The 21,397-nt window shown below is 61.6% G+C and carries 26 protein-coding genes and 1 tRNA gene; 13 read left to right on the forward strand and 14 right to left on the reverse strand.

The window, feature by feature from the left end:
* Nucleotides 1-6: 6 nt before the first annotated feature.
* The 12 genes from DFW101_RS05235 (at nt 7) to DFW101_RS05295 (ending at nt 11,340) form a co-directional block, all read left to right on the forward strand.
* Nucleotides 7-1,224 carry a type II secretion system F family protein gene (locus DFW101_RS05235; RefSeq protein ID WP_009180474.1) on the forward strand — a complete coding sequence of 406 codons (1,218 nt, stop codon included), beginning with the start codon at nt 7-9 and terminating at the stop codon, nt 1,222-1,224.
* Between the two features lie 19 nt (nt 1,225-1,243).
* The gene (locus tag DFW101_RS05240) at nt 1,244-1,600 is read left to right on the forward strand and encodes a hypothetical protein (RefSeq protein ID WP_009180475.1); all 357 of its coding nucleotides are present in this window, start codon (nt 1,244-1,246) and stop codon (nt 1,598-1,600) included.
* Nucleotides 1,597-2,079, forward strand: coding sequence for a prepilin-type N-terminal cleavage/methylation domain-containing protein (locus DFW101_RS05245; protein WP_009180476.1), 483 nt, complete (start codon nt 1,597-1,599; stop codon nt 2,077-2,079). The genes DFW101_RS05240 and DFW101_RS05245 overlap by 4 nt, the downstream gene beginning before the upstream one ends.
* 565 nt (nt 2,080-2,644) lie before the next feature.
* Nucleotides 2,645-3,052 (forward strand): type IV pilus modification PilV family protein, encoded by a 408-nt coding sequence (locus DFW101_RS05255; protein ID WP_009180477.1) that lies wholly within the window; start codon nt 2,645-2,647, stop codon nt 3,050-3,052.
* 8 nt (nt 3,053-3,060) lie between these two features.
* The gene (locus DFW101_RS05260) at nt 3,061-3,480 is read left to right on the forward strand and encodes a PDZ domain-containing protein (RefSeq protein WP_009180478.1); all 420 of its coding nucleotides are present in this window, start codon (nt 3,061-3,063) and stop codon (nt 3,478-3,480) included.
* 33 nt (nt 3,481-3,513) lie between these two features.
* The gene (gene gspG, locus DFW101_RS05265) at nt 3,514-3,954 is read left to right on the forward strand and encodes a type II secretion system major pseudopilin GspG (protein WP_009180479.1); all 441 of its coding nucleotides are present in this window, start codon (nt 3,514-3,516) and stop codon (nt 3,952-3,954) included.
* Complete coding sequence (locus tag DFW101_RS05270; RefSeq protein WP_009180480.1) at nt 3,932-4,561, forward strand: PulJ/GspJ family protein; 630 nt, start codon at nt 3,932-3,934, stop codon at nt 4,559-4,561. The genes gspG and DFW101_RS05270 overlap by 23 nt, the downstream gene beginning before the upstream one ends.
* On the forward strand, nt 4,542-5,762 hold the full coding sequence (locus DFW101_RS05275) for a type II secretion system protein GspK (RefSeq protein ID WP_043642703.1): 1,221 nt from the start codon (nt 4,542-4,544) through the stop codon (nt 5,760-5,762). Before DFW101_RS05270 ends, DFW101_RS05275 begins: the two co-directional genes overlap by 20 nt.
* A gap of 136 nt (nt 5,763-5,898) precedes the next feature.
* Entirely contained in the window at nt 5,899-7,257 is a 1,359-nt protein-coding gene (locus DFW101_RS05280; RefSeq protein WP_157137621.1) for a hypothetical protein, read from the forward strand.
* Nucleotides 7,254-8,786 (forward strand): type 4a pilus biogenesis protein PilO, encoded by a 1,533-nt coding sequence (gene pilO, locus DFW101_RS05285; protein WP_009180483.1) that lies wholly within the window; start codon nt 7,254-7,256, stop codon nt 8,784-8,786. Before DFW101_RS05280 ends, pilO begins: the two co-directional genes overlap by 4 nt.
* Before the next feature lie 3 nt (nt 8,787-8,789).
* Nucleotides 8,790-9,692 carry a PDZ domain-containing protein gene (locus tag DFW101_RS05290; protein ID WP_009180484.1) on the forward strand — a complete coding sequence of 301 codons (903 nt, stop codon included), beginning with the start codon at nt 8,790-8,792 and terminating at the stop codon, nt 9,690-9,692.
* Between the two features lie 19 nt (nt 9,693-9,711).
* Nucleotides 9,712-11,340, forward strand: a complete 1,629-nt coding sequence (locus DFW101_RS05295; RefSeq protein ID WP_009180485.1) for a secretin N-terminal domain-containing protein — start codon at nt 9,712-9,714, stop codon at nt 11,338-11,340.
* Between the two features lie 739 nt (nt 11,341-12,079).
* Here DFW101_RS05295 and DFW101_RS19430 read toward each other — a convergent pair.
* Nucleotides 12,080-12,472, reverse strand: coding sequence for a hypothetical protein (locus tag DFW101_RS19430; RefSeq protein WP_157137622.1), 393 nt, complete (start codon nt 12,470-12,472; stop codon nt 12,080-12,082).
* Between the two features lie 224 nt (nt 12,473-12,696).
* Between DFW101_RS19430 and DFW101_RS19745 the strand changes: the two genes are divergently transcribed.
* Nucleotides 12,697-12,873, forward strand: coding sequence for a hypothetical protein (locus tag DFW101_RS19745; protein WP_009180487.1), 177 nt, complete (start codon nt 12,697-12,699; stop codon nt 12,871-12,873).
* Between the two features lie 124 nt (nt 12,874-12,997).
* Here the strand turns inward: DFW101_RS19745 and DFW101_RS05315 are convergent, their stop codons facing one another.
* From DFW101_RS05315 to secG, 13 genes are all read right to left on the reverse strand, one after another.
* Nucleotides 12,998-13,222 (reverse strand): hypothetical protein, encoded by a 225-nt coding sequence (locus tag DFW101_RS05315; protein ID WP_009180488.1) that lies wholly within the window; start codon nt 13,220-13,222, stop codon nt 12,998-13,000.
* Between the two features lie 177 nt (nt 13,223-13,399).
* The gene (locus tag DFW101_RS05320; RefSeq protein ID WP_009180489.1) at nt 13,400-13,870 is read right to left on the reverse strand and encodes an ERCC4 domain-containing protein; all 471 of its coding nucleotides are present in this window, start codon (nt 13,868-13,870) and stop codon (nt 13,400-13,402) included.
* Nucleotides 13,871-14,031: 161 nt separating this feature from the next.
* Nucleotides 14,032-14,250, reverse strand: coding sequence for a hypothetical protein (locus DFW101_RS05325; RefSeq protein ID WP_009180491.1), 219 nt, complete (start codon nt 14,248-14,250; stop codon nt 14,032-14,034).
* A complete protein-coding gene (locus DFW101_RS05330; protein ID WP_009180492.1) occupies nt 14,243-15,523 on the reverse strand; it encodes a primase-helicase zinc-binding domain-containing protein in 1,281 nt (426 codons plus the stop codon). Before DFW101_RS05330 ends, DFW101_RS05325 begins: the two co-directional genes overlap by 8 nt.
* Entirely contained in the window at nt 15,520-16,794 is a 1,275-nt protein-coding gene (locus tag DFW101_RS05335; RefSeq protein WP_009180493.1) for a helicase RepA family protein, read from the reverse strand. The genes DFW101_RS05330 and DFW101_RS05335 overlap by 4 nt, the downstream gene beginning before the upstream one ends.
* A 392-nt stretch (nt 16,795-17,186) precedes the next feature.
* Complete coding sequence (locus tag DFW101_RS05340) at nt 17,187-17,408, reverse strand: helix-turn-helix transcriptional regulator (RefSeq protein ID WP_009180494.1); 222 nt, start codon at nt 17,406-17,408, stop codon at nt 17,187-17,189.
* A 213-nt stretch (nt 17,409-17,621) separates the two neighbouring features.
* Nucleotides 17,622-18,230 (reverse strand): hypothetical protein, encoded by a 609-nt coding sequence (locus DFW101_RS19435; protein ID WP_009180495.1) that lies wholly within the window; start codon nt 18,228-18,230, stop codon nt 17,622-17,624.
* A gap of 107 nt (nt 18,231-18,337) precedes the next feature.
* Nucleotides 18,338-18,694 carry a hypothetical protein gene (locus tag DFW101_RS19440; RefSeq protein WP_009180496.1) on the reverse strand — a complete coding sequence of 119 codons (357 nt, stop codon included), beginning with the start codon at nt 18,692-18,694 and terminating at the stop codon, nt 18,338-18,340.
* On the reverse strand, nt 18,691-19,083 hold the full coding sequence (locus DFW101_RS05350) for a hypothetical protein (RefSeq protein WP_009180497.1): 393 nt from the start codon (nt 19,081-19,083) through the stop codon (nt 18,691-18,693). Before DFW101_RS05350 ends, DFW101_RS19440 begins: the two co-directional genes overlap by 4 nt.
* Nucleotides 19,084-19,085: 2 nt before the next feature.
* Nucleotides 19,086-19,295 carry a hypothetical protein gene (locus DFW101_RS05355; protein ID WP_009180498.1) on the reverse strand — a complete coding sequence of 70 codons (210 nt, stop codon included), beginning with the start codon at nt 19,293-19,295 and terminating at the stop codon, nt 19,086-19,088.
* A gap of 114 nt (nt 19,296-19,409) precedes the next feature.
* A complete protein-coding gene (locus DFW101_RS05360) occupies nt 19,410-20,663 on the reverse strand; it encodes a tyrosine-type recombinase/integrase (RefSeq protein WP_009180499.1) in 1,254 nt (417 codons plus the stop codon).
* 212 nt (nt 20,664-20,875) lie between these two features.
* Nucleotides 20,876-20,961, reverse strand: a tRNA-Leu gene (locus tag DFW101_RS05365).
* Between the two features lie 9 nt (nt 20,962-20,970).
* Nucleotides 20,971-21,372, reverse strand: a complete 402-nt coding sequence (gene secG / locus DFW101_RS05370; protein ID WP_009180500.1) for a preprotein translocase subunit SecG — start codon at nt 21,370-21,372, stop codon at nt 20,971-20,973.
* Nucleotides 21,373-21,397 lie beyond the last annotated feature (25 nt).

The following is a 21,397-nucleotide window of genomic DNA, read 5'->3' on the forward strand; positions in this document are numbered from 1 at the left end:
CACGATTTGGCGCTGTTCGGTTACACGGCCCTCAAGGGCGACCTGCGGGTGGCGGGCGAGATCGAGGCTGCCAGCCAAGGCGAAGCCACCCTGGCCCTGCGTCGCAAGGGGCTGTCCCCGCTGTCCGTGGAGGCGCGCACGGGAGCGGCGGGTGTGGCCGGTCCGGGCCCGGGACTTTTTCCCAGCCGAGGGATCGGTACCAAGGACGTGACCAAGTTGACTCGCCAACTGGCCTCGCTGCTGGGATCCGGCCTGACCCTGTCCCGGAGCCTGGCCCTGCTGGCCCGGCAATCCGAGGCCAAACGCGCCCGGGGGGTCATCGACGCCCTGGGCGAAAAGCTCCGTTCCGGCGCCACGTTTTCCGAAGCCCTGGCCGCCTTTCCCCGGGAGTTCGACGCCCTGTACGTGGCCATGATCCGGGCCGGCGAGGCCGGGGGCCGCATGGAGGAGGCCGCGGAACGCCTGGCCGGCATCCGGGAGGCCTCCGAGGAGATTGCCGCCAAGTTCAAGAGCGCGCTCATTTATCCCGCCTTCATGTTCCTGGCCATGTCCGGAGCCGTCATCGTGCTGGTGACCTTCGTGGTGCCCCGTTTCGGCCAGCTCTTCGCCGACATGGGCCAGGCCATGCCCCTGCCCACCCGGATGCTGCTTGACGCGGTGGCCGTGTTCCAAGCCTACTGGTGGCTGCTCCCGGCAGTTTTGATCCCTGGCTGGCTGGGCCTGCGCCATTACGCTGCCTCGTCGGAGGGACGCTACGCCCTGGACGCGGCCGTTCTGAAAATCCCCTTGGCCGGTCGGCTCGTCCACGAACTCTCCCTGTCCCGGTCCTGCCGCACCCTGGGCGGCATGCTCCAGTCCGGGGTCCCGCTTTTAACGGCCCTGTCCTCGGCTGCGGCCGTGGCCGGCAACACCGTGGTCGCCCGCTGTCTGTCCGGCTCCATCAAAAACGTCCAGGAAGGGAAAAAACTCGGCGATTCTATCCGGACCATCGGCGGATTCACCCCCTATGCCGAGGAAATGGCGGCTGTTGGCGAGGAGGCGGGTTCCCTTGACCGCATGATGTTGCGGGTGGCCGACACCTACGACCGCGACACGGAAACCCTGCTCAAGGGCCTGACCTCCCTGATCGAACCCCTCATGATTCTGGTCATGGGCGGCGTGGTGGCCTTCATCGTGTTGGCCATGCTCCTGCCCATTTTCCAGATGAACCTGATGGCCGGATAGACTTGCAAAGGAGCGTCCCATGCGGAATGTTCTTTCTTGGCGGTCCGTAACCGTGCTGTTGGCCGCCGTGGCCACGGGTCTGGTCTGGCTGGCCCTGCCGTTGCGGGCGGCCGAGAACCAGGATCTGGACCACCTGGCCGGGGCTATCGCCAGCCTGAATGCAACGGTCAGCAAGGGGCTTGCCGAGGTCTGCACCCAACTCAGCCAACTCAATCATCCCCAGTGGGAATACACAATCGCCAAGGTCAACCTCCTGGACACCAAAAGCGGCCGGTCCCAGACCGAGCCTGATTTTTCCGCCCTGGGTCGGGATGGATGGGAACTGGTGTATTACGATCAGACCATCGGCTATTTTTTTAAGCGGCGGGCCAAGTGAGACACGACGTCCGCGTTCCGGGTCGGGCCGGGTTTACGCTGCTGGAACTCCTCGTGGTTCTGGTCATCCTCGGCGTGGTCTCGGCCCTGACCATGCCCCTGCTTGGGCCGCGGCTGGAGGGAGCCAGGTTGCAGGCCGCGGCGGCCAGCCTCGTGACCCTGGCCGGTTCCGGGCGATACCTGAGCGTGGCCAGCGGCTACAACCACGAACTCGTCCTGTCCCTGGAGACGCGGCGGGTCCTGTTGCGCCGGTCCGACACCAAGGCCGTCGTCATGGCCCGACACCTGGACAAGGGGGTCGCCATTGACTGGATCAGGGTCCGGGGCAACGTCCACAAGGAAGGCGGGACCACCATGGTGTTTCATCCCGACGGCACGGCCACGGATGCCTCCATGACCCTGCGTCACCGGCAACGCACACTGCTCCTGACTCTGGATCCGGCCAGCGGCAGACTACGCGAAGGTTCGTTAGGCACATGATCTGAACCGGTAGCAAATGGTGACTCCACCTTTGAAAAAGGCCTTATCGGCCTCGATGAGTCCAGCCAATTGGCGCTCGGCGTCGCGGGTTTCCATTGCTTTGCACATCGTAGGCAGCCTGGTCCACGCCCACTTGAGGCCGATATCGATCTTTCGCGCCAGGGCCAGAGCCGAGAGACCGCGTTTATCCGTGCTGACGAGGAAAATTGTCCAGAACCATTTGACCAGAGGCGTTCTGGTCCGGTGCATGATTGTGCCTGCGGCGAGGGATGCTTGATGCCTGGACTCGACACACGTCAAGGGATTGCGATTTTCAATGTGGCAGGTCTCTTGGCTGTCGCATCTCGGGCCTCGGAAGCCATCAGTCCACCGCAGATTAAAACGTCGCTCTCGGCAAGTCCTGTCCGTGGAGAACGTCCCTGGAAAGGCGATGCGGTCCATCTCGGTGTAGAACTTTGGCATAAATGCTCGTCAACCAGCTGAGTTATAAGACATTATGTTAAAGAGGCTGAGGCCAACCAACCGCCACAATGTTTCATTGAAGGTTTCGCTTCTCGAGTGTACCATGCATAAACAGAATCGGTCTGCACAGGGTGGCTTTACCCTGCTTGAAGTTATGGTGGCCACGGCAATTATGGCCATAGGGCTTACGGCGGTCCTGACGGTGTTTTCGGCCTCGCAGCGGGCCGTGTCCCAAGCCATTGGCAGCGAGCGGGCCCGACTGGAGGCAGAACGTCTCATGGCCGAACTGCTGCAGGCCTCACCAAAGGCGCCCTTTGAGAACACGGGGGACTGCCGTCCTCCCCTGTCGGGCCACTGGCGGACACGGGCGGGGGCCATGCCGGAACATCCGGAACTGACCGTGTTCACCGTGGGCGTGACATTCCCGACCCCGGCCGGCACTCGGACCGTGACCCTGGAAACGGCCCAGGCCAACATGCAATTGCCGCCCCCAAGCGGCGCTGTGAAGTGAGGGCCTACATGCTGAAGACTTGGAGGAGCGCACCCTGTATCTGGTTGGTGACCGTCCTGGCCCTCGCGGCCGCCACGGGGTGCAGCAGCAAGGCGTACAAGGACTACCAGCCCCTCGACACGAGTTCGATCCAGCACCCGCAGGTGGGCGTCACCCTCAAGGTGGTCCCGGTCGGCGATGACCTGCGGCTTTTCAGCGAATTCAAAGCCGACGAGGTGGTGCTGGTCGTCACCCGGGTCAAGGACGGCCTGCCCGCCGCCAGGGCCGGCGTGCGGGTCGGCGATCTTTTTCTGAGTCTCGATGGCATCCGTGTGCGGGGCATGCGCGAATGCCTGGCCGTGATGCAGCGCAAGCAGGCCGGAGAACCGATTCTGCTGGGGATTTTCCGCCAGGGAGCCCCCTCTACCCTGCAGGCCACGCTCCAGTAACCGCGTCCACGCCGGCGTAAGAGGAGACTATTCATGCGGATGCAGGGAAACAGGCGGCCGCCCCGGGGGTTCACCCTCATTGAGATGCTCGTGGTGGTGGTCATCATCGGGGTCCTGGCCTCCATTGTCGGACCACGTTTTTTCGGCAAGGCCGACGAGGCCAAGATCGCGGCGGCCAAAAGTCAGTTGGAGGTCTTCGCCCTGGCTTTGGACAGCTACCAGCTCGATACCGGGGATTACCCGAGCCAGGAGCAGGGGCTCAAAGCCCTGGTGGAAAAGCCGAGTTCCGGCACCGTGCCCAAGGGCTGGAACGGCCCCTATTTACGCAAGCGCGAGCTGCCCAAGGACCCCTGGGGCAATGACTACGGCTACGTCAAGCCCGGCAAGCACAATCCCGACTACGATCTCTACAGCCTGGGCAAGAGCGGCAAGCCGGGCGGAGACGGCGAGAATGCCAACATCACGAACTGGTAGGGGGCACCAACGACATGCCCCTGTACCAGAAGAAGGCCAGGGGTACGGCCCGGACCCGTCCCAGTCCGGATTCACCCTGCTCGAACTGACCATCGCCCTGACCCTGGGCGCCTTGCTGCTGAGCGCGGCCTACGCGAGCTTTCACGCGGCCATGGCCGGGCGCGACCGGACCCAGCGCGCCCTGGAGCCCCTGATGCGAGCCCGGTACGTCTTCGCCTCCCTGTCCCGGGACCTGCTGCGCCTACACGAGGAGTGCACGGACAAAGACTTCGCCTGCGAGGAGCACTCCTGCCTTTTTCCCATTCTTGATCCCCATGGTGAAAAGATTTTCATTCGCTACGCGTTCATCGATGGCGAACTGCGCCGGGAACGCTTCGCTCCCGGAGAAAGGGCACCCGATGCCGCCGCTCCGGCAGCAACGTCCGTGGTGGCGGGGAACCTGTCCCAGGTGATGTTTTACACGCACAAGGCCCTGTTGACCAAGGACAAGTGGTTTCCTCGCTTGGTCGATCTGGACCTGGACTTCGGTCGCGGGACCCAACGGCAGGAGCGGTACAGCCATGCGGTCTATCTGGAAACCACGCCCCATGACGCAACCAGCAACTGACCAGGCCCGGGGCTTCGCCCTGCTGTCGACCCTGTGGGTGCTGACCATCCTGGGCATTGTCGGTGCCTGTTTCGCCTTCACCAGCCAGACCGAGGCCAAAGTGGCGGCCTTTGATCTGCGCCGGAGCCAGGCCTTCCTCACGGCCCGGGCCGGCCTCCACCTAGCGGCCGCCGTCATCCGCGAACACGCCGGGGATCCCATGCACTCGGCCACCGCTCCCTGGTGGACCGACCCGGCCCTGTACCATCAGGTCCGATTCGGTCAGGCCTTCTGCTCGTTGACCCGCCAGGGTTCGGCCGTGGACCCGTCCGACACCGCCGGGGATGGTCCCTGGTACGGCCTGGATGACGAGGAATCGCGTCTCAACGTCAACGTGGCCACGCCGGAAATGCTCATGCGTTTCCCTGGAGTCCCCAGCGCCCTGGCCGAGGACCTGGTGCTCTTTATCAGGAAACGCAAGGAAGCCGCGGACAAGGCCCGGACCAAGGCCGAACAATTCAAGCTGGACGCACCGCGACACGCCGATGACTTGGTGACGGGCCCCATCCGCCAGCTCGCCGAACTGCTGGAGGTCCCCGGCGTCACCCGGGAGCTGTTGTTTGGCGACTCCTCCACCGGCGAAGAGGGCGGGCTGGCCAGGGAACTGACCTGTTTTTCCACGGGCAAGGTCAACGTCAACACCGCCCGCCCCACGACCCTTATCGCCCTGGGCCTGAGCCTGGGCCAAGTGAACAAGCTGCTGGCCCTGCGCCGGGAGGGGTTCCCCGGCTTTCACGACGTCGGGGAATTTCTCGCCGCCGTGGCCGCTTCCGACGCCAAGGCCGGGGCAAACACCCTCGGGAACGGGACCGGAAAGGCCGGCTCCGCCCTGACGCCCTCCGCTCTGGCCCCCACGGGCTTGGCCCAGTCCGGGTTGTCCGGCTCGGGGCTGGCCAAAGCCGGCCAGACAGAAGGGGAGTCCGCGCCTTCGGGCCAAGGGGCCCCGGCCAATACGGATCAAGCCACGGCCTCGGGCTCCGGCGCGTCCGCACCGCTGCCGGCCAATCTGCTGGATGTCAAATCCCGTAATTTCCGGCTGATGGCCACGGGCAGAAACGCCAACGGCACCTACGAGTACCCGGTGCGGGCCCGGCTGAGTCTTGGCGACCAGACCATGGCCTTCACCATGTTTCAGGTCCCGGCCAGGGCGGACGATTCCTGATGTCCGAAAACGAGGGACGGGCAGCACACTCATGATGGGAAAGCGCCTCCATCTCCCCTCTTTGCCCCCGGTCCAGCACGGTGGTCGCGGGGACGCGCCTCCGGCTGATCGAAAACCGTGGTCGCGGATTCGGGACTTGGTGCGTCGTCTGTTGCCCGAGCCCCCCCTGGCCGTGGTCCTGGCTGGGGGGGACGACCGGATCGCTATCTTCGCTCGCGATCCGGAGGGGATCGCATGGCGCCAACCGGATCGCCTGCCCCGGACGCAACGGGGAAAGGCGTGTGCCCTGGTCCTGCCCCCCGGCTGGCTGACCCTGCGCGGGATCGCGGTTCCGGGCGGCCGGATCGGGGAAGCCAGGGCGGCCGCCGTGCTGGAACTGCACTCCAGCCTGGCTGTGGATCCCGCGACCGGCTGGACCTTTGTCCGGGCCGGTCGCCACGGAGACGGCTTCCAGGCCGTGGCCGCCTTTCTCGACAACGACACGCTGTCGCACTTTGCCGACGCGGCCGTCGCCGCGGGGCTGGCCCCGAGCCGCATCGTTGTCCCGGAGTTCGCCTGCGGCGCAAGCCCCATGGTCCTTGTCTCCGTCGACCGGACCCATGCCCTGGCAGCCTATCTCGCGGGAGGCCGGCCCGTCTTGTGGCAAGCCTTCGCCGAGGCCGGCCCCAGCCTGGCCTGCTGCTTGGACCTTATTACGGAACAACTCGCGGCAAAGAGGCTGGCCCTCCCGGAACGCGGCCTTGTCTGGACCATGGACGGACAGCTGGCCGGGCCGCTGACGGCGACGGTGGGCCAGGCCTTCCCGGGGATCCCCGTGGAGTGCGTTGCCAACTGGCCGGCGGTGTTGCCCCGTCTCCTCGACAGCCCAGGCGCCTCCTCGACAGCCTGGATGCCCGGACGCCGGGACGTCGTGTTCGGTGAGTTCCTGACGGCCAGGGACCGCGTCAGGCTCGATGGGCCGGGTCTCAAACGACTGGGCCTGGCCGTGGCCGCCATGGTGGTCGGACTGATGGCCCTGGCGTTTGCCCTGCTCCGGGACTCTGAAAAGGATCTGGCCCAGCTGGAAACCGAGGTCCGCTCTCTGACGGTGCAGGCCAACCGCTCCAAGATTCTCGGCGAACGTATCCGTGGGCTTTCGCAAGGCATCGCCTTCATCCGATCCCATACCGAGGATAAGCCCATGATGCTCGGTGTGGTGGCTACGGTCTTCCGGGCCGTGCCCCGGCTGCTCAAGCTCGATGGCATAAGCGTCTCGGACCAGGGTGCCGTCCGCCTCAACGGCCAGGCGGAAAACGAATTCTACGTGACGGAGTTTCTGGACTCGCTGTCCAAACTGGAGGCGGTGCGTTCGCCCAAGCTCGAGTCCCTGGAGGTCGATCCCAAAACCAAGACAGCCCGTTTCGCCATCTCGACCACGGCTCCAGCCTGGCAGAAATATCAGGAGGCACTGCGCGCCGCCGCCCAACGCCAACAACGCAAGAAGGGCCAGCCATGAAGGCGTCCCTGGCCGACTGGCTGGACAACGCCCAGGGCAGATGGCTCGCCCTGGCCCCCCGTGATCGCAAGTCCCTGACCCTGCTCGCGATCATCCTGGCCCTGGCCGGCCTCTACGTTGCGGTTTGCGACCCCCTGCTGCACGCCTTTCAGGAAATCGACATCCGACGGGAGGCGCTCCTGGCCAAGAAACGCCAAGCCGGCGAACAGGCCGCCCTGCGCATCCAGCGCCAACGCAAGTATGACCAGCTGAGCGCCGAATACAGCGCCCTCAAACGGCAGGTGCACCTGCGGGACAATGGCTATCTCGACCTGCCGCGCGTGCTGGAGGTCATAGAGACCCTGGCCCACCTGTCCGGGGTCTCCATCTCCCAGTTGACCCCCAAGGAAAAGCACGAACAGGGGGACCACCTGGAAACCCCCGTGGATATCGCCTATTCCGGCTCGGTCGAATCGGTCAGACGCTTTCTCTATTTCCTGGAGACCAGCGAGGAGGTCTTCAACCTCACCAATCTGAGCATGCTTCCCGGCCCCAACGGCGACACCCTGGAGGCCAAGATATCCCTCGTCAAGCTGTCCCTGCCCCAGGACGAGAAACACGAAGGGCTGGCAGGCCACGGAGAAACCCTTGTCCTGGGGCTGTATCCCAAAGCGAGCAACATCCCCTTTTTCGTGGCCGAAGCAAAGGGCTGGCTCAAAAATGAAACCGGCGAGGTGGTGCTCAAGCAACTGGATTACTTCAAGGCCGCGGAGATGTACCTCATTTCCGGCGACATGCGGGCTATCAACACCTCGCTCTACAGTCTGCCTTATTTCCGCAACGCCGGCGTCGATCTGCGTGGCGTGTTGGTGCTCAACTGGGGCGCGCCGCAGTTGGCCCTGGTCGTTTCTCCCCATTCCAAGATCGCCGACGTGCGGGACCTGAAGGGCAAGACCGTGTATGTTCAAGCTGCCCAATATCACCATATATTGTACAAACTTCTGGAAAAGAACGGAGTTCCTCTCGACTCGGTCCACACGGAGAACCTGACCCAGGGTATGCTCCGCAAGGCGCTCACCACGGGGATCGTGGAAGTCGCCCTCCTGACCAAGGACGAACCCACAGACCAGTATAAGACGCTGGCCTGCATCGACGTGTCCCCGACGGATGCCGTCTGGATCGTGGCCGTGGGGGCCGAACTGCTTCAGGGCGAAGGAGCCTCCCTGGTCCAGTTGCTGGTGGACGGTTTCGAAAAGGGCCTGGCCTGGTGGCGGGAGCACCCCGACGAAGGACTGGCCCTCGCGAGCAAGCGGATGGGCGTAGCGCCCAAGCTCCTGCGGCACCAACTGACCAGTGCGGAATTCCCGTCCTCGCAGCAGTTGGCGGATTTTTTTTGCGGCAGCAAGGACAAAGAACCTGGTATCGTCCACTGCACCAAGGAAATGGAGGCCTTTTACCGGGCATTCTGGAAGCGCGACGTCCACATTCCCATGGACAGCATTATGGACTGGCGTTTTATGAAATCCTACATCCCCTGTGAACAGCACTGAACCATGGCCTTGCCCCTAACCATCACCGTGTCGGGCAGACGGCTCGAACAGTGCCGCCACTGGCTGTGGTTCATCGCCGCAGCCTGTCTGACGACCGCCCTGCTCTTGTGGCTGGCCGACTTCCGGGACAAACCGCCGCCGCAACCGGTCCAGGCGGCCAGAATCAAGGTCAAGCCGGCCAAACTGCATTATCCCGAGTACGAATCTTTTTCCCTGGGAACTGACTTCGCGTTCCGCTATCATCCCCTCAAGGAAGAGGCTTTCTCCTTCGCGGCTCCGGCCACAGGCGCGCCCCCCCCCGTGCCGCCCGACGTGGCGGGCCTGCGCCTGGTGGCGACCTTGCCGGGGACCGGCAGGACCTACGCCATCATCGAGCGGGCTGGAGGGGGAGGACAGATGCTCGTGCCCCTGGGGGGGATGGTCGGCGAGAGCTTTGTATCGGCGATTGGTCCTGATTTCGTCGAACTGACCCGAAACGGCGTATCGGCGAGAGTCCAAATCTGGGTGCCCTGGTCAAGTTCGAGCAAGTCCCCGAACCTGCCCCCCTCGGCCCACACGCACGCCCCCATCCGACGCACCGACAAACCCCTTGTCACCAGTCACACCGTGCTCGCCCCCAGCAGTTCCCGGGATCGACGCCATCTGGGCATCACGGTGCGCGGCCTGACCGATGCCGAGCGCACGGCTGCCGGGTTGCCCCAGGGCCAGGGGCTCCTGGTGACCAGCGTCGAGCGGAGTGATATCGATCTCAAGGAAAACGATGTGCTGCTAACCATTGACGGAGCGCCTATTTTTTCCATCGCCATGGTCGTGGACGCCCTGGGTGCTTCGTCCAGACGCGCCTTGCGTTTCGACCGGCTCCGCAACGGCAGGCACGCGGAAATCAACATACCCCTGTACGAATAGGTTCGATGAGGTGCCCTGTATGACGCGACGCATGGTCCTTCCCGCCACCCTGGCCTGTTTGCCCCTTGTCCTCATGCTTATCTCGCCCATCCTGGTCTGCGCAGCCAAGGGGAACTCCGACCAGGGCGAACGGATCGAACTCAATTTCCGGGACACCGACGTGCTGGCCGTGTTGCAGTTCTATGCCGAGCTGCTCGGCAAGACGTTCATTCCGGCCGAAGACCTCACGGGCAAGGTCACGGTCATCGCCTCGAGCCCGGTCACCCGTGAGGAGGCCAAGCGGCTGCTCTTTTCCATCCTGGACGTCAAGGGCTTTTCGGTGGTGGAAATGGACAATGCCTACAAGGTCATCAAGAAAAAGGACGCCATCGCCAGCGCCGGCATCAAGGGCGGGGGCGGCCACGGGAGCGACCAGGTCTTCACCGAGGTGTTCTATTTCAAGCATATCCCGGCCAAGAATGTAGTGGAGGACCTGCGCAAAGTCCTGTCCCCGGAGGCGTCCATCTTCGCCGGCACCGATGGCAACTACGTGGTGGTCGGCGACAAGGAAACCAACATCATCAAGTTGCGTGGGATCATCGCCAAGATCGACAGTCCGAGTTTCGCCCAGGTCACCATATCGTACCATCTTCAGTATCTCATGGCCGCGGCCACGGCCAAGGTCCTCGGGGACATTTTCAAAAAGGATGGGAAGGACGGTAGCGCCTCCCTGCAGATCCTGCCGCTTAAGGGCAGTAACACGGTGGTCGTGACGGCGCTGCCCGCCGCCCAGTCCCAGGTGGCGAACATCCTCGCCAATATGGACAAGCGCACGCCCCAGGTGTCCATTTCGGCCATGCTGGTGGAGGTTATTCTGGATGAGTCGAGCAAGATGGGGCTGGACTGGAAATTGCGGGCCTGGAGCAGCAACAAGGCTTACAACGAATTCGCCCAGGATACCCTGGCGAAGACCCTGGAGACGGGCTCCCAATCCGCCTCCGCCAATCTGGCCAAGTATTCCGACGCCGGGACCAAGGCCGCCATGTTTTTCAATATTTTCCCAGGCGGCTACCTGAGTATGCTTGTCCATATGATTTCCTCCGACACCAACGCCAAAATCCTGTCCTCGCCGCATCTCCTCGTGGCCGACAACCAGGAAGCGAGCATCAGCCTGGGGCGCGAGATTCCGATTCTCAAGGAATATCGGACCGACACCAACAACGATCCCATCAAAACCTACTCGCAACGAACCTTTGGCCTGGAACTCAAGATGACCCCGACCATTGCGGACAACGGAGATGTCACCTTGAAGGTGTCACAAAAACTCTCCAACCTGGATGAGCAGGACACGACCAACGACACCTACAAAGCCTCCGAACGAACGGCCGACACCACGGTGGTGGTCCATGACAAGCAGACCCTGGTGATCGGCGGCCTGACGATGCAGACCGACGAGAAGGAAGACAGCGGAACGCCGACGGCTCGAAAAATTCCGGTTCTTGGCTATCTCTTCGGCACGAAGTCGACATCCAAACAGAAGCGGGAACTGCTGCTGTTCATTACCCCGACGGTGGTCAGGGATCCCATTCAGGCCGACGCCATGTCGGTGGAGTACAAGGAGGAAAAACCTATGCTCATAGACCAATCCGGGCTGGAGTTCGATTTGTAGTCGTCGCTGATATGGCGCAAGATCAATGCTTTCGTCTGGAAGAGAATGCGTGGAAGGTAATTGTTTGCTACCGCTCAGGACTTGGGTCGATCCAGGCGAAAAATTCGCCGATGGTTCGGCAGCCCGAAAACCGTAAAGAGGAGAATCCTTATGATGCGTGCGAGTATCATGACAGCGCTCTTGTTTGGGATGTTGTGTCTGAGCGCCAAGCCGGCATCTTCGCAGAGGGACCGGAGTTTTGCGCATTCCCTTGAGATGGTGTATTGTACGGACCTACCGAAGTTACAGAACGAAGGATGTAAAACGTATATTTACGAGCGGTTTGCCGGTTATCTAAAACGGAAATCCAAGGATACTTGTTTGAGACATTGTGAATTACATTATGAGTCTTTTGACCGAGATGCCTGCAATAAGGGCTGCGAGGATGTGTACTTTCAGGATGATATCCCTGAGGAACTCTACCCCTGATAGAATTCAAATGCCCAAAGCAAACCCAGCGCATAAATGATATACCGTGGCTCACCCAGAGGCAGGCAAAGCTCCTCATCAAACCGCTTTGCCCAAACGGAAAGGGAAAAAAGGCCATCCCACCGCCCCCCGGCCGCTTCATCCCCGGCTTCCTTGAGGAACAGCCACGGATGATCCATCTCCTGGACGAGGGGTCTGGTCAGTTTGCCGGCATGCGGTTGATGGACGCATACACGGCTGCGTGAGGGCAAGGGCCTTGCCCCTGGCCTCACTACAGCCGTCCGGTCCCGAGAGAGATTCTCAGTTCGGCACGCCCAATACGTGGGCGAAAATCGACGGGGAGACAAAAGCGGAAATGCACGATGCCCGCACGGAAGACGAGATAGGAGGGAGCGCGACCAGCCATCGGGATACCCTGCCCCAGGTCCGTACCAGCAGTTCGGACCAGCAGTTCGTACCAGTTGCCCAAATGATGGATTGCGCGGTGAAAATCGTCCTGACGGACGCCCTCTTCCGGCGGAAAAAAAGAAAAAGGCCGGGAGGTTATCCCAGCCTTTTTCAGATCAATGGTGCGAAGGGGGGACTCGAAATTTTCAAGTATCACACTGTAAAGTAAGTGAAAAATAAATTCTATTTTTTTACATACCCCTAAATATACCCCCAAAAAAAATTCCTGGGCTGCATCCCCTCCTCCCCGTCCATCACCACCACCGCGCCCAATATCCCCACTTTGGCGGTCAAGATACCGTCGTCACGATCCAGACCCGCGCCAAGAATTTACGATATTTCGTCAAGTGGTATCTGGTCGATGGTTCCCACTCTTTTTCAGGTGTCCACTCTCTGTTCACTGGTAGACCACCCGGGCCTCGACCTGCTACCAGCCCCACCATGGAATGGATCATCACTGCAGCCCTGGCCGTGGGCGTCTTCGTCCTGGTGGCGATCCTCGTCTTGAAGGCCAAGCGCCACGACGCCGGGACGGTTCCCGGGCTCTTTCACTTCGACAGGTACAAGCAAAACGAACTGACTCAGCGCGGAGTCTTCGACAAGACGAAATGGCATTGATGCCGGGCACGAATGCAGCCAGTTACCACCCTGCCGGGGACAGACGGGGGACAGCACGGCAAAAGGAAAGCGGCCCACCTCCCCCAGGGAAGCAGACCGCCTATGGTCCGGTTGCCGAGGCCCGTCACCCGGCCAGCAGTTCGTCCAATTCTTCGGGCCAGGGCCGCGTCCGATGACCATAAGACCGTGCCCGCCGGTTCAGCAGCGTCCACGCCTCGCGGGCGTCGATCTTGTCTCCCACCATGGGCAAAAAGCCGTTGTCCGCCTGACGGTTGATGTAGCTGGGGTAGCACCCCCACCATGCGGCGAACGTGCGCCGGGACATGAGCAGCTTTCGGGTATTCCCCATGTGGACACCTCCGCGTTTTTGGTGTGTTCAGCCAAGGCTAGGTTTAATAGGCAACATGCTTATTATAAATGACTTTCCCAGGGTGGACACCTATAACCTGTCGTTTTTTTCTGTGCCTAGAGAAATCCTGCGCCTCCGCGTATCCGCTTTGAAAACCGCCAGGAAGGACCCGTAATCTCATCCGGTCGCCGTCTCGCCATGCGCTTTGATGATCTCCCGATACCGGGCCTCGGCCCCGCGGATGAAGTGGCGCATGAAGTGGAAGGTGAAGTAGGCGGCCCCGGCCGGGTCATCCGCCCACACCCAGGGCACGCCGTAGCGGACGGAGAAGGCGCACATGCTCTGCAAGATGGCATGGGGTTTGGCCTGGCTGCGGTACTCGTGCTGGCGCACCTGCCCCAGGCTGCCCTCGATGACCACGGCGAAGGCGTCCAGCCCCCTGGCCCGGCGTAGCTCTCGCTCGAACCGGTCCCGCTCCCTGGTCAAAGAGGCCATCAGGTCGGGCAGGCTCTTACGCTCCACGGCGCACAGGTGGCCGAGGCCCGCCGGGGCGTAGTCGCCCACCTCCAGCGTCCCGGGCTCCACCACGGCCTCATAGCGGGAGAAGTCGAGGGCGGCCTGTTCTCGCGTATCAACCACGATTTTCATACCGCCCCCGTCGTCGCGGCGTGTACCCGGACCGCTTCGCGTCCCTGGTCTGTTGCATGCGCTCAAGCTCCCGGATGGACCTGGCTTCCAATTCCTCTTCCGTCATCGACGGCATGAGGATGGGGCTGGCTATCTGCCTGTAGGGGCTATGAGTTTTCATTTTAGTACCTCCGACACAATGCCTTGATCGTGGCCATGCCGGAGCGACATGCGCTTTGACCCCGCTTCAACTCTTCGGGGGTTAAGGGCCGACCGCTCAAACTGGCGTGCCAAACGGTCGCCATGGCCTCGGCCAAGCCGAAGTAGGCGGCTTGGCCCATCTCCAGATTGTCCATGCTGGACAAAAAAAGCTTGCGGACAGTCTGGCTATCGTTATCCATGCTGCACCTCCTGCATGGGCAATTCGCCCTTGTGTTGTTCGAGAAAAGGAAAAGCGTCCGCGAAAAGACTTCCCGCGTAGCTCACAAGGTCGGGATGGTGATTGGCCCGGAAGAGAAGGTGGGGCCGCCCCTCGGCCAGGACCACACGCAGGCCGTGGCTTCGGGCCAGGTCGACCAAGTCGAACGCCGCCCACCAGCCCTCAAAGTCGGGATGATCGATTTCGGGCGAGCTCGGCAGCCAGGAAAGGCCGGTTGTGTCGGCCTCGGGAAGCCCGGCCATAATCCAGGCCCTGACCATGCCCGGTTCGGCCAGGAGGTCGCCCACGTCCTTCCCTGCCGGGACCGGCCAGCGTTTGGCGTTGGCATAGTGCTCACGCCACCACGGCCAGCCACCGGCCCCGGCCTTGTCGAAATCCAAAGCCACCAGGACCACGGGAGCGGCCATAAACAGCGCGTGTGCCGCCGTATCGGGCTTTCCCTTTGCCGTGCCCAGGGCGACGCAAAAAACCGCGTCACGGGCTTCCTGAGCGGCCAGGATGGCATCAAGCTCGGACTCTACGACAACACAGGGCTTGCCCTTGCCCGGTGCCAGGACCATGGGCAGCTTTCCGCCGCTCGATACGGCTGCATACTTCGGAAGTTGGTCCTCGGGCGTCCACGCGGAGCGACGGATTTTGATGGCCGCCACCTGGCCGTCGCACAGGGTCGGGATGACCAGACCAGACGGGAGCCAGACACGTCTGCCCTTCCCGGTTCTGGGATTCATCTCGGGCGGCAGGCCCCAGGCGGCACGGTTCTCGTAGAGGTCCGAAGGGTTCCAGCCTATCCGTAGCGTGGCGCACGTCTTGGCGGTCAGGCCTCGGCCCCGGGCGTAATCCATTCCCGAACCACCAGCGGCCAACGCAGCGGCGCAGCGGTCAACAAACTGGCCGGCGCGAGTAGTCCAGACATCCCCCGGCAGGACTGCCGGCTTGGGCTCCCAGGTGTCGGGCTTCCGGGTACGCACGGCTCCGGTTGCTTTGGGCGTGGCTCCCAGGCGTTTACAGGCGTCGGGGTAGCTCAGGCCCTCCCGCTCCATAAGGAATGCGATGCCGTCTCCTTGCCGCCCACAGCCGCGACACAGGAACCGGCCGCCGGTCGCGCCGCTCGGATGATCGGGCCAGACGCGGAAGCGATCCTCGCCGCCGCACCAGGGGCATGGACCGGCATTCTCGCCGCCCGAGGTTCCAGAGACGTATTTCAACCCGGCAGGAAGAAGGCCCATGATGGTCATATCAAGACCCCCTGGTTTTCTGTCTCGGCACCCAGACAAGCCAGACAACCCTTAAGGGTTGTTGTCTTGTCTGTCTGGGTAGTGCCCAGACAATTGTCTGGGGATGTCTGGTCTTGTCTGGGGTGTCTGGGCAGGGAAGATGGCCAGTAGAAATCATTCTCAACCAGGATATGCCCGGAGTCGCGTAAGGCAGTCAGCGCCCGATGGAAAGCTCGCTGACGTGCTCCTTGTTCCGGAGACGGTGAAATGCTCCTTCTGTATGCTTCCTCGCGCCACGTTTCCACGTCTACAGGCTTGGCCGATTGCTTCAGCACATCCCATGTTGTGCACAGAGCCATCAATGCCTCGTAGGCGACCTTGTTTGCTCCCTTGAGCGGCGTTTCCTTCTTGCCGGGTGCCTTGATCTCCACCCGCCGCATGACGATGCTTGTCACGTCCTGGCCGGTGTCGGCGTCTGTCCAACCGGTCCCAACCGCTTCAGGCTCGAAAGCCATGTCGGCCGGGGGCTCGTGGTCCTTGGCTTTCGTGCAGGACAGCACGCGGATGTCGTCCTTGGGCTCAAGGCGGTATTCCCAATCCAGGGCGGCCCGGAAAGCAGAAGCCCCACGTGCACGATCCGCAGCAGCAAGGCCGGTATGGTGAACAACGATCACGGCGCAGTCGAATTGCACGCGGATGTCGTCCAGGGCCGCGACGAAGCGGCTCATGTCTTGGGTGGAATTTTCGTCCCCCCCGCCAAAATTACGCGCCAGGGTGTCAACGATGACCAGCTGGGGCGCACCGATGCCTTTGGCGAGGACTTGGACGGCGGCTACGGCCTCGGCCACGGAGTCCGAGTCAAGAAAGGCGACGGGGGAGTTTGAGACGTAAAAGGGGACAGTGGGCGCTTCCAGGCCGTGGTGGATGAGCCACACGCGCAGCCGCTTGCCGATTCCGGCAAAGCCCTCGCCGCAGACGTAGACCACCGGCCCGGCAGCAAGGATGGGGTGGCCGTGCCAGTCCCGCCCACTCGCCACGCAGAGGCCCATATCCAGTGCGACGAAGGACTTCATGCCAGCGGAAGGGCCATAGATGCTGGCGAGAGTCCCCACCTCCAAGTAGTCGCGGACCAGCCACCGGGGCCGCATCGGAGTGGCGCAAAGGTCTACAGCAGGCAGCAAGGAGAACTTCCGCACGCTGCCGGGCTGACTCCCTCCGGTCCCATGCTCTGCCGCTTCTTGGGCCACCCGGGCCGCGACCTGGGCACGAAGGTCTTCGACAGTAGGAATCATGCCTGGGACTCCATCCGGCCGCGCAGGGCCTCGGCCCGAACCTCGCACCAGTCTACAGCGCGATGCAGCCACGCCCACCGGGGCCAGCCCAACGATGCGACAAGACCAATCAGAGCGTCATGGGCCCACAGCAAACAGGCGAGCAGCTTGAAGGCGGTCACGATGCCACCCCTTGAAGTTGCCGCAGGCGGTCTAAGAGTCCTTCGTTTTCAGCGACAAGCCGGGCGATACGGCAATGGTTGCGGGCATAGCGGCGAAAGACCGACCAAAGGCGGAGTGATTCTAAGTTGACGGTGGGGGCCAGGGCTGGCAGTGAGGAGGCGTCACTTGCCTCAATTTCCGCGCCCCTTCGGTTTGCCAGAACCGGGGGGCGCATTCTTTTGGCGTCCATTTTACGCCCCCAACCTTTCAATCAGGGCGTTGATGTCCTCGGCGCGCCATGCCGTCATCCGGGGTCCGAGTTTCACCCCAGCGGGAAAGCGGCCGTCTTTGACGCCTTGCCACCACGCAGACCGGGAAATCGGAATGGGTCCGGCCTCGCCGGCCTTGCGGTCGCCAATGATTTGCTTGATCCGGACGAAACCAGAAGCGGGAAATGGGATGTTGCCGTGCATTGCGGCCTCCTTGGCTTTTGTTGGGTCAAGGGTTCCAAATTGGTCCGGCCTGACACCACGTGACACGGCATTTTGGGGGATTTTGAAAAAGGAAAAGCCGCCCAACCAGCTTGAATTACTGGATCGGCGGCGTGTACCGGAAGTTCACAGGCTGGGGAAAATGTCAGGTCGTGTCAGGTAGGCGTGTCAGGTCGTGACCTGTGAAACGGGCAATTACTTGCGTCGGTGAGGTGGCATGGTAAGCGCGGGAAGTCGAGGCCCGGCAGGATCATGGACAGCGTAATTTTCTCCGCTTTCTATCCAACGTGGTATTGTTCGTTCTGATTTGCCAAATCTATTCGCAAGCGCCTTATTGGTAGCGTTATTTATATATGCTTCATAATAACAATTGACTTGTTGCCAAAGTTCGTAGTGGTCAGGAGTAGCGTAAAGGCGGTCGAGATAATGTTTGTAAAGATTTATAAGTGCTGTTTTGTCTGCGTCTAAATTTATTTTGTTTTCTGCGACTGAATATTTTACTACTTTTATCTTTTCCACAATCTCAGTTAAACACGATGACAATAGGATTTTTTCTTCGACTTCTGCATATTTTAATCTGCTTTCAATGCGATCAGCAATGTATTTAAACAATGATAATAATTCGTTGGCTAAAGACTCCTTTTTGTAGCGCAATGACGGCATGTCGTTACTGGTGACAGATAAGCGGTCTTTGTCTGAATGTATAACTTCAATAGTCCTTCTCTCAATCCAATCCGCAAGCATGCCGTCCGTGATAAACGGGTAAAGCGCTTTTACCTCGATATAGGTTATCCAAAACTTCATTCCCAAGCCCCCGCAGCTTGTCCCTATAATGATCCCCGCCCGGGCCGGTAGGGTTCCGGCTTTTCGGGAGCTACCCTAGGGCGGGGAAATGTCTATGTGGTCGCCGGCTACACTTGGGCCTCGGCCTTGAGTCCCTCGGCTCCGGGTATCGCTTCCATGACGGTCTCCGCGACTTCATCCACGGCCTCTGTTTGGAGATTCCCATCCTTCCATTTTACCAGAAACCCGTCGGGGTCACCTGGCTCCGCAAATGTCAGGCCGTGTCGCTCCAGCCCTTCCCGCAAAAGGTCAAGCTGGAAGGTCACCTCCTCAGACGTGGCATTCCGCCCACCGTCAGAGGCTCTAAAGAACCGATACGGAAAACGGGAATCTTTAGGTAGGTAAACAGGCTTGAGCCCGTTGCGTCGGGCTGATTCCCGTTCTTCTTCGGGCGACACTCCTACCACCTTACTCTTGACGCTCATGACCGCACCTCCCGCGTAGTCTGGTTCACAATCAGCCCCATGTAATAGCGCAGGGCCTCAAGGCCGTGGTCAATGCCTACCCATGCTTGCCATGTCTGGTTCTGATAACATTCAATGCTTTTTTCAATTTCAGAGCGCATCAGGTCGGCCGTATCGCTGACGGTGCAGCCATCATGCTTGAAAAGTCCCTTGGCCTCATCCACGGCCGCCTGGACTTCTTTTTGATAAGCGTCATAGGCATTGAAGAGGCGCTTCTTTGCCGCCGCGATCTTAGCCCCGGAATCCGGACCGGCATCCGACATGCGGCGCAACTTCCAGGCAAGGGGAAGGGGTTCGGGTTGATCGGACTTGAAAATGTCGATGACCGTGCGGAGAGCGTTTTTTGCCATGGCTAGACCTCCTGCTTGTAGCTGAAGTCGCCGCACCAGGAATCGGCCGGCGTTTCGGGCCAGATGCCCACATGCCCATGTCCGCCCATCACTTGCCCCTCTACGATCCAGGGGGAACGCTTGTGGCAGGAATTGTCAAGCCGCCAGCGACAAGCCGCACACCGGGGGCGCTTGCCGGTCTTTGTGCCGTGCGCTATGGCCGTCTCAGTCATGGCCGCACCTCCTTTTCAGGTCGGTTGTGATAGGCCCTGGCCGGTGCTGATTCCACCGACCGGGGCCGCTTTATAAGGTCCGCCCCCTTCGGGCGGGTTCCTCCATGGTGGTGGTCATTCCCCGGCCGTCGCGTGCAGCGGCGTCACCTTCGCCCCGGCCTTGAGCATGTCCAGGTAGTCGGCCCATGCTTGCATCATGCGGCGGCGCTCGGGCAAATACTCGGCTCGGTTGTAGGCTGCACGGATGGAATTACGCTCGGCGTGGGCAAGCTGGCGCTCGATAAGGTCGCTGTTCCAGCCAAGTTCATTCAAAAGCGTGGATGCCATGGCCCGGAAGCCGTGGGCGCACATTTCCCCTTGCTCGTACCCCATGCGCCGCAAGGCCGCGTTTAAGGCCATGTTCGACATGCAGCGCCCTTTGGTCCGGTTGCAGGGGAAGAGGTAGCGGTCCTGGCCGGTCAGGGAATAAATCTCAGTGATGATGTCCACGGCCTGCTTCGACAGCGGCACGACATGATCCCGCCGCATTTTCATCTTTTCGGCAGGGATGGACCAGCGGGGGCCATCGGCGGCGTCGAGGTCGATTTCCGACCACTCCGCTTGCCGCAGTTCGCCAGGGCGCACGAACACCAACGGGGCCAGCCGCAAAGCCGCCACTGTGACGGGGCTTCCCTGATACCCGTCTATGGCCCGCAGCAGTTGCGCTACACCTTTGGGATCAATGATGGCTGGCCGGTTCGTGGCCCGACAGGGAGCAAGCGCCCCACGCAGGTCTGCCCCGACGTTTCTTTCGGCAATGCCCGTGGAAATGGCGAAGGTGAAAACCGCTTCGCAGTATTGGCGCAGGCGCTTGGCTGTCTCATGGTTGCCCTTGTCCTCGATGTCGCGGAGCGTGGGCAGTATGGCGGGGGCGCGAAGAGTCGTGATGGGGATGTTGCCGAAAACCGGGAAAAGGTGTTGTTCCATGCGGGCCAGAATCTTGGCCGCGTGGCCCTCGCTCCACACCTTCACCTGCTTGGCGTGCCAATCCCTGGCGACCACCGCAAAGGTATTCGCATTTTCGACGGCCTGGCCCTCGGCGTCGGCCCTGTCCTGCTTGCGCTTTTCGGAGGGGTCCACACCCTGAGCGACCAGGGCGCGTGCTTCATCACGCCGTTGGCGGGCCATCTTCAAGCCCACGTCGGGCCACTTGCCCAGCGCCAGCAGCTTTTCCTTGCCGTCGAAGAGGTACTTGAACCGCCAGAGCTTGCCGCCGGTCGGGGTAACTTGGAGAAACAGCCCGGCCCCGTCGAACATCTTCACCGGCTTGTCGGCGGCCTTGGCATTTCGGATGGCAACATCCGTTAGGGGTATCGTCTTTTTCGGCATGGGGTATTTCCTCACATCGAAATGTGAAGTCGCCATGCGGGGTTGGGGAAAATACCCCAACGACTTCCGCTTCGGCGAATCTACCCCGACAAATACCCCATAAGAAGTGGATGTCAACGGACGTAAAAAGACGAAGCCGGACGATCTCTCGCCCGGCTTCGTTAATGTTTCCAGGGTATTCGGTCTTTGTTGGACCTTCCTGGACTCGGATATGGTGCCGAAGGGGGGACTCGAACCCCCACGGGCATGGCCCACCACCCCCTCAAGATGGCGTGTCTACCAGTTCCACCACTTCGGCAAATTTCAACTACTTCGCTCCGCCTTCACCCGGTGTCGGGGTTCCGGGCAGGACCGGGGCGGGGAGATCCTCGAAGGTCACGCCCTTCTTGGGTTCCTCGCCTTTGGCCGCATCCGGGGCAACCCCGGCCGGAGGCGCGATCGGGGCGCCGCTGGCGTCGATCATGACCGATTTGGCCTGACGCCGGTGCGAGCCCGAGTACACATTATAGACAAGCGAAGTGATAAGAAAGATCGCTCCAAAAAGCGCCGTCAGCTTGACCAGCAGGCCGCCCGCTCCGGTGCTTCCGAACACCGACTGACTGCCGCCGCCGAAGATGACCCCCATCCCTTCCTTGCCCGACTGGAGCAAGACCAAGATGATGACTGCGACGCAGGCGAGTACATGTACAGTAATTATGAGAGTTGTCAACTGAATTTTCCCGTTATTTTCGCGG

The sequence above is a fragment of the Solidesulfovibrio carbinoliphilus subsp. oakridgensis genome (genome assembly GCF_000177215.2).
GTDB classification, from domain to species: domain Bacteria; phylum Desulfobacterota; class Desulfovibrionia; order Desulfovibrionales; family Desulfovibrionaceae; genus Solidesulfovibrio; species Solidesulfovibrio carbinoliphilus.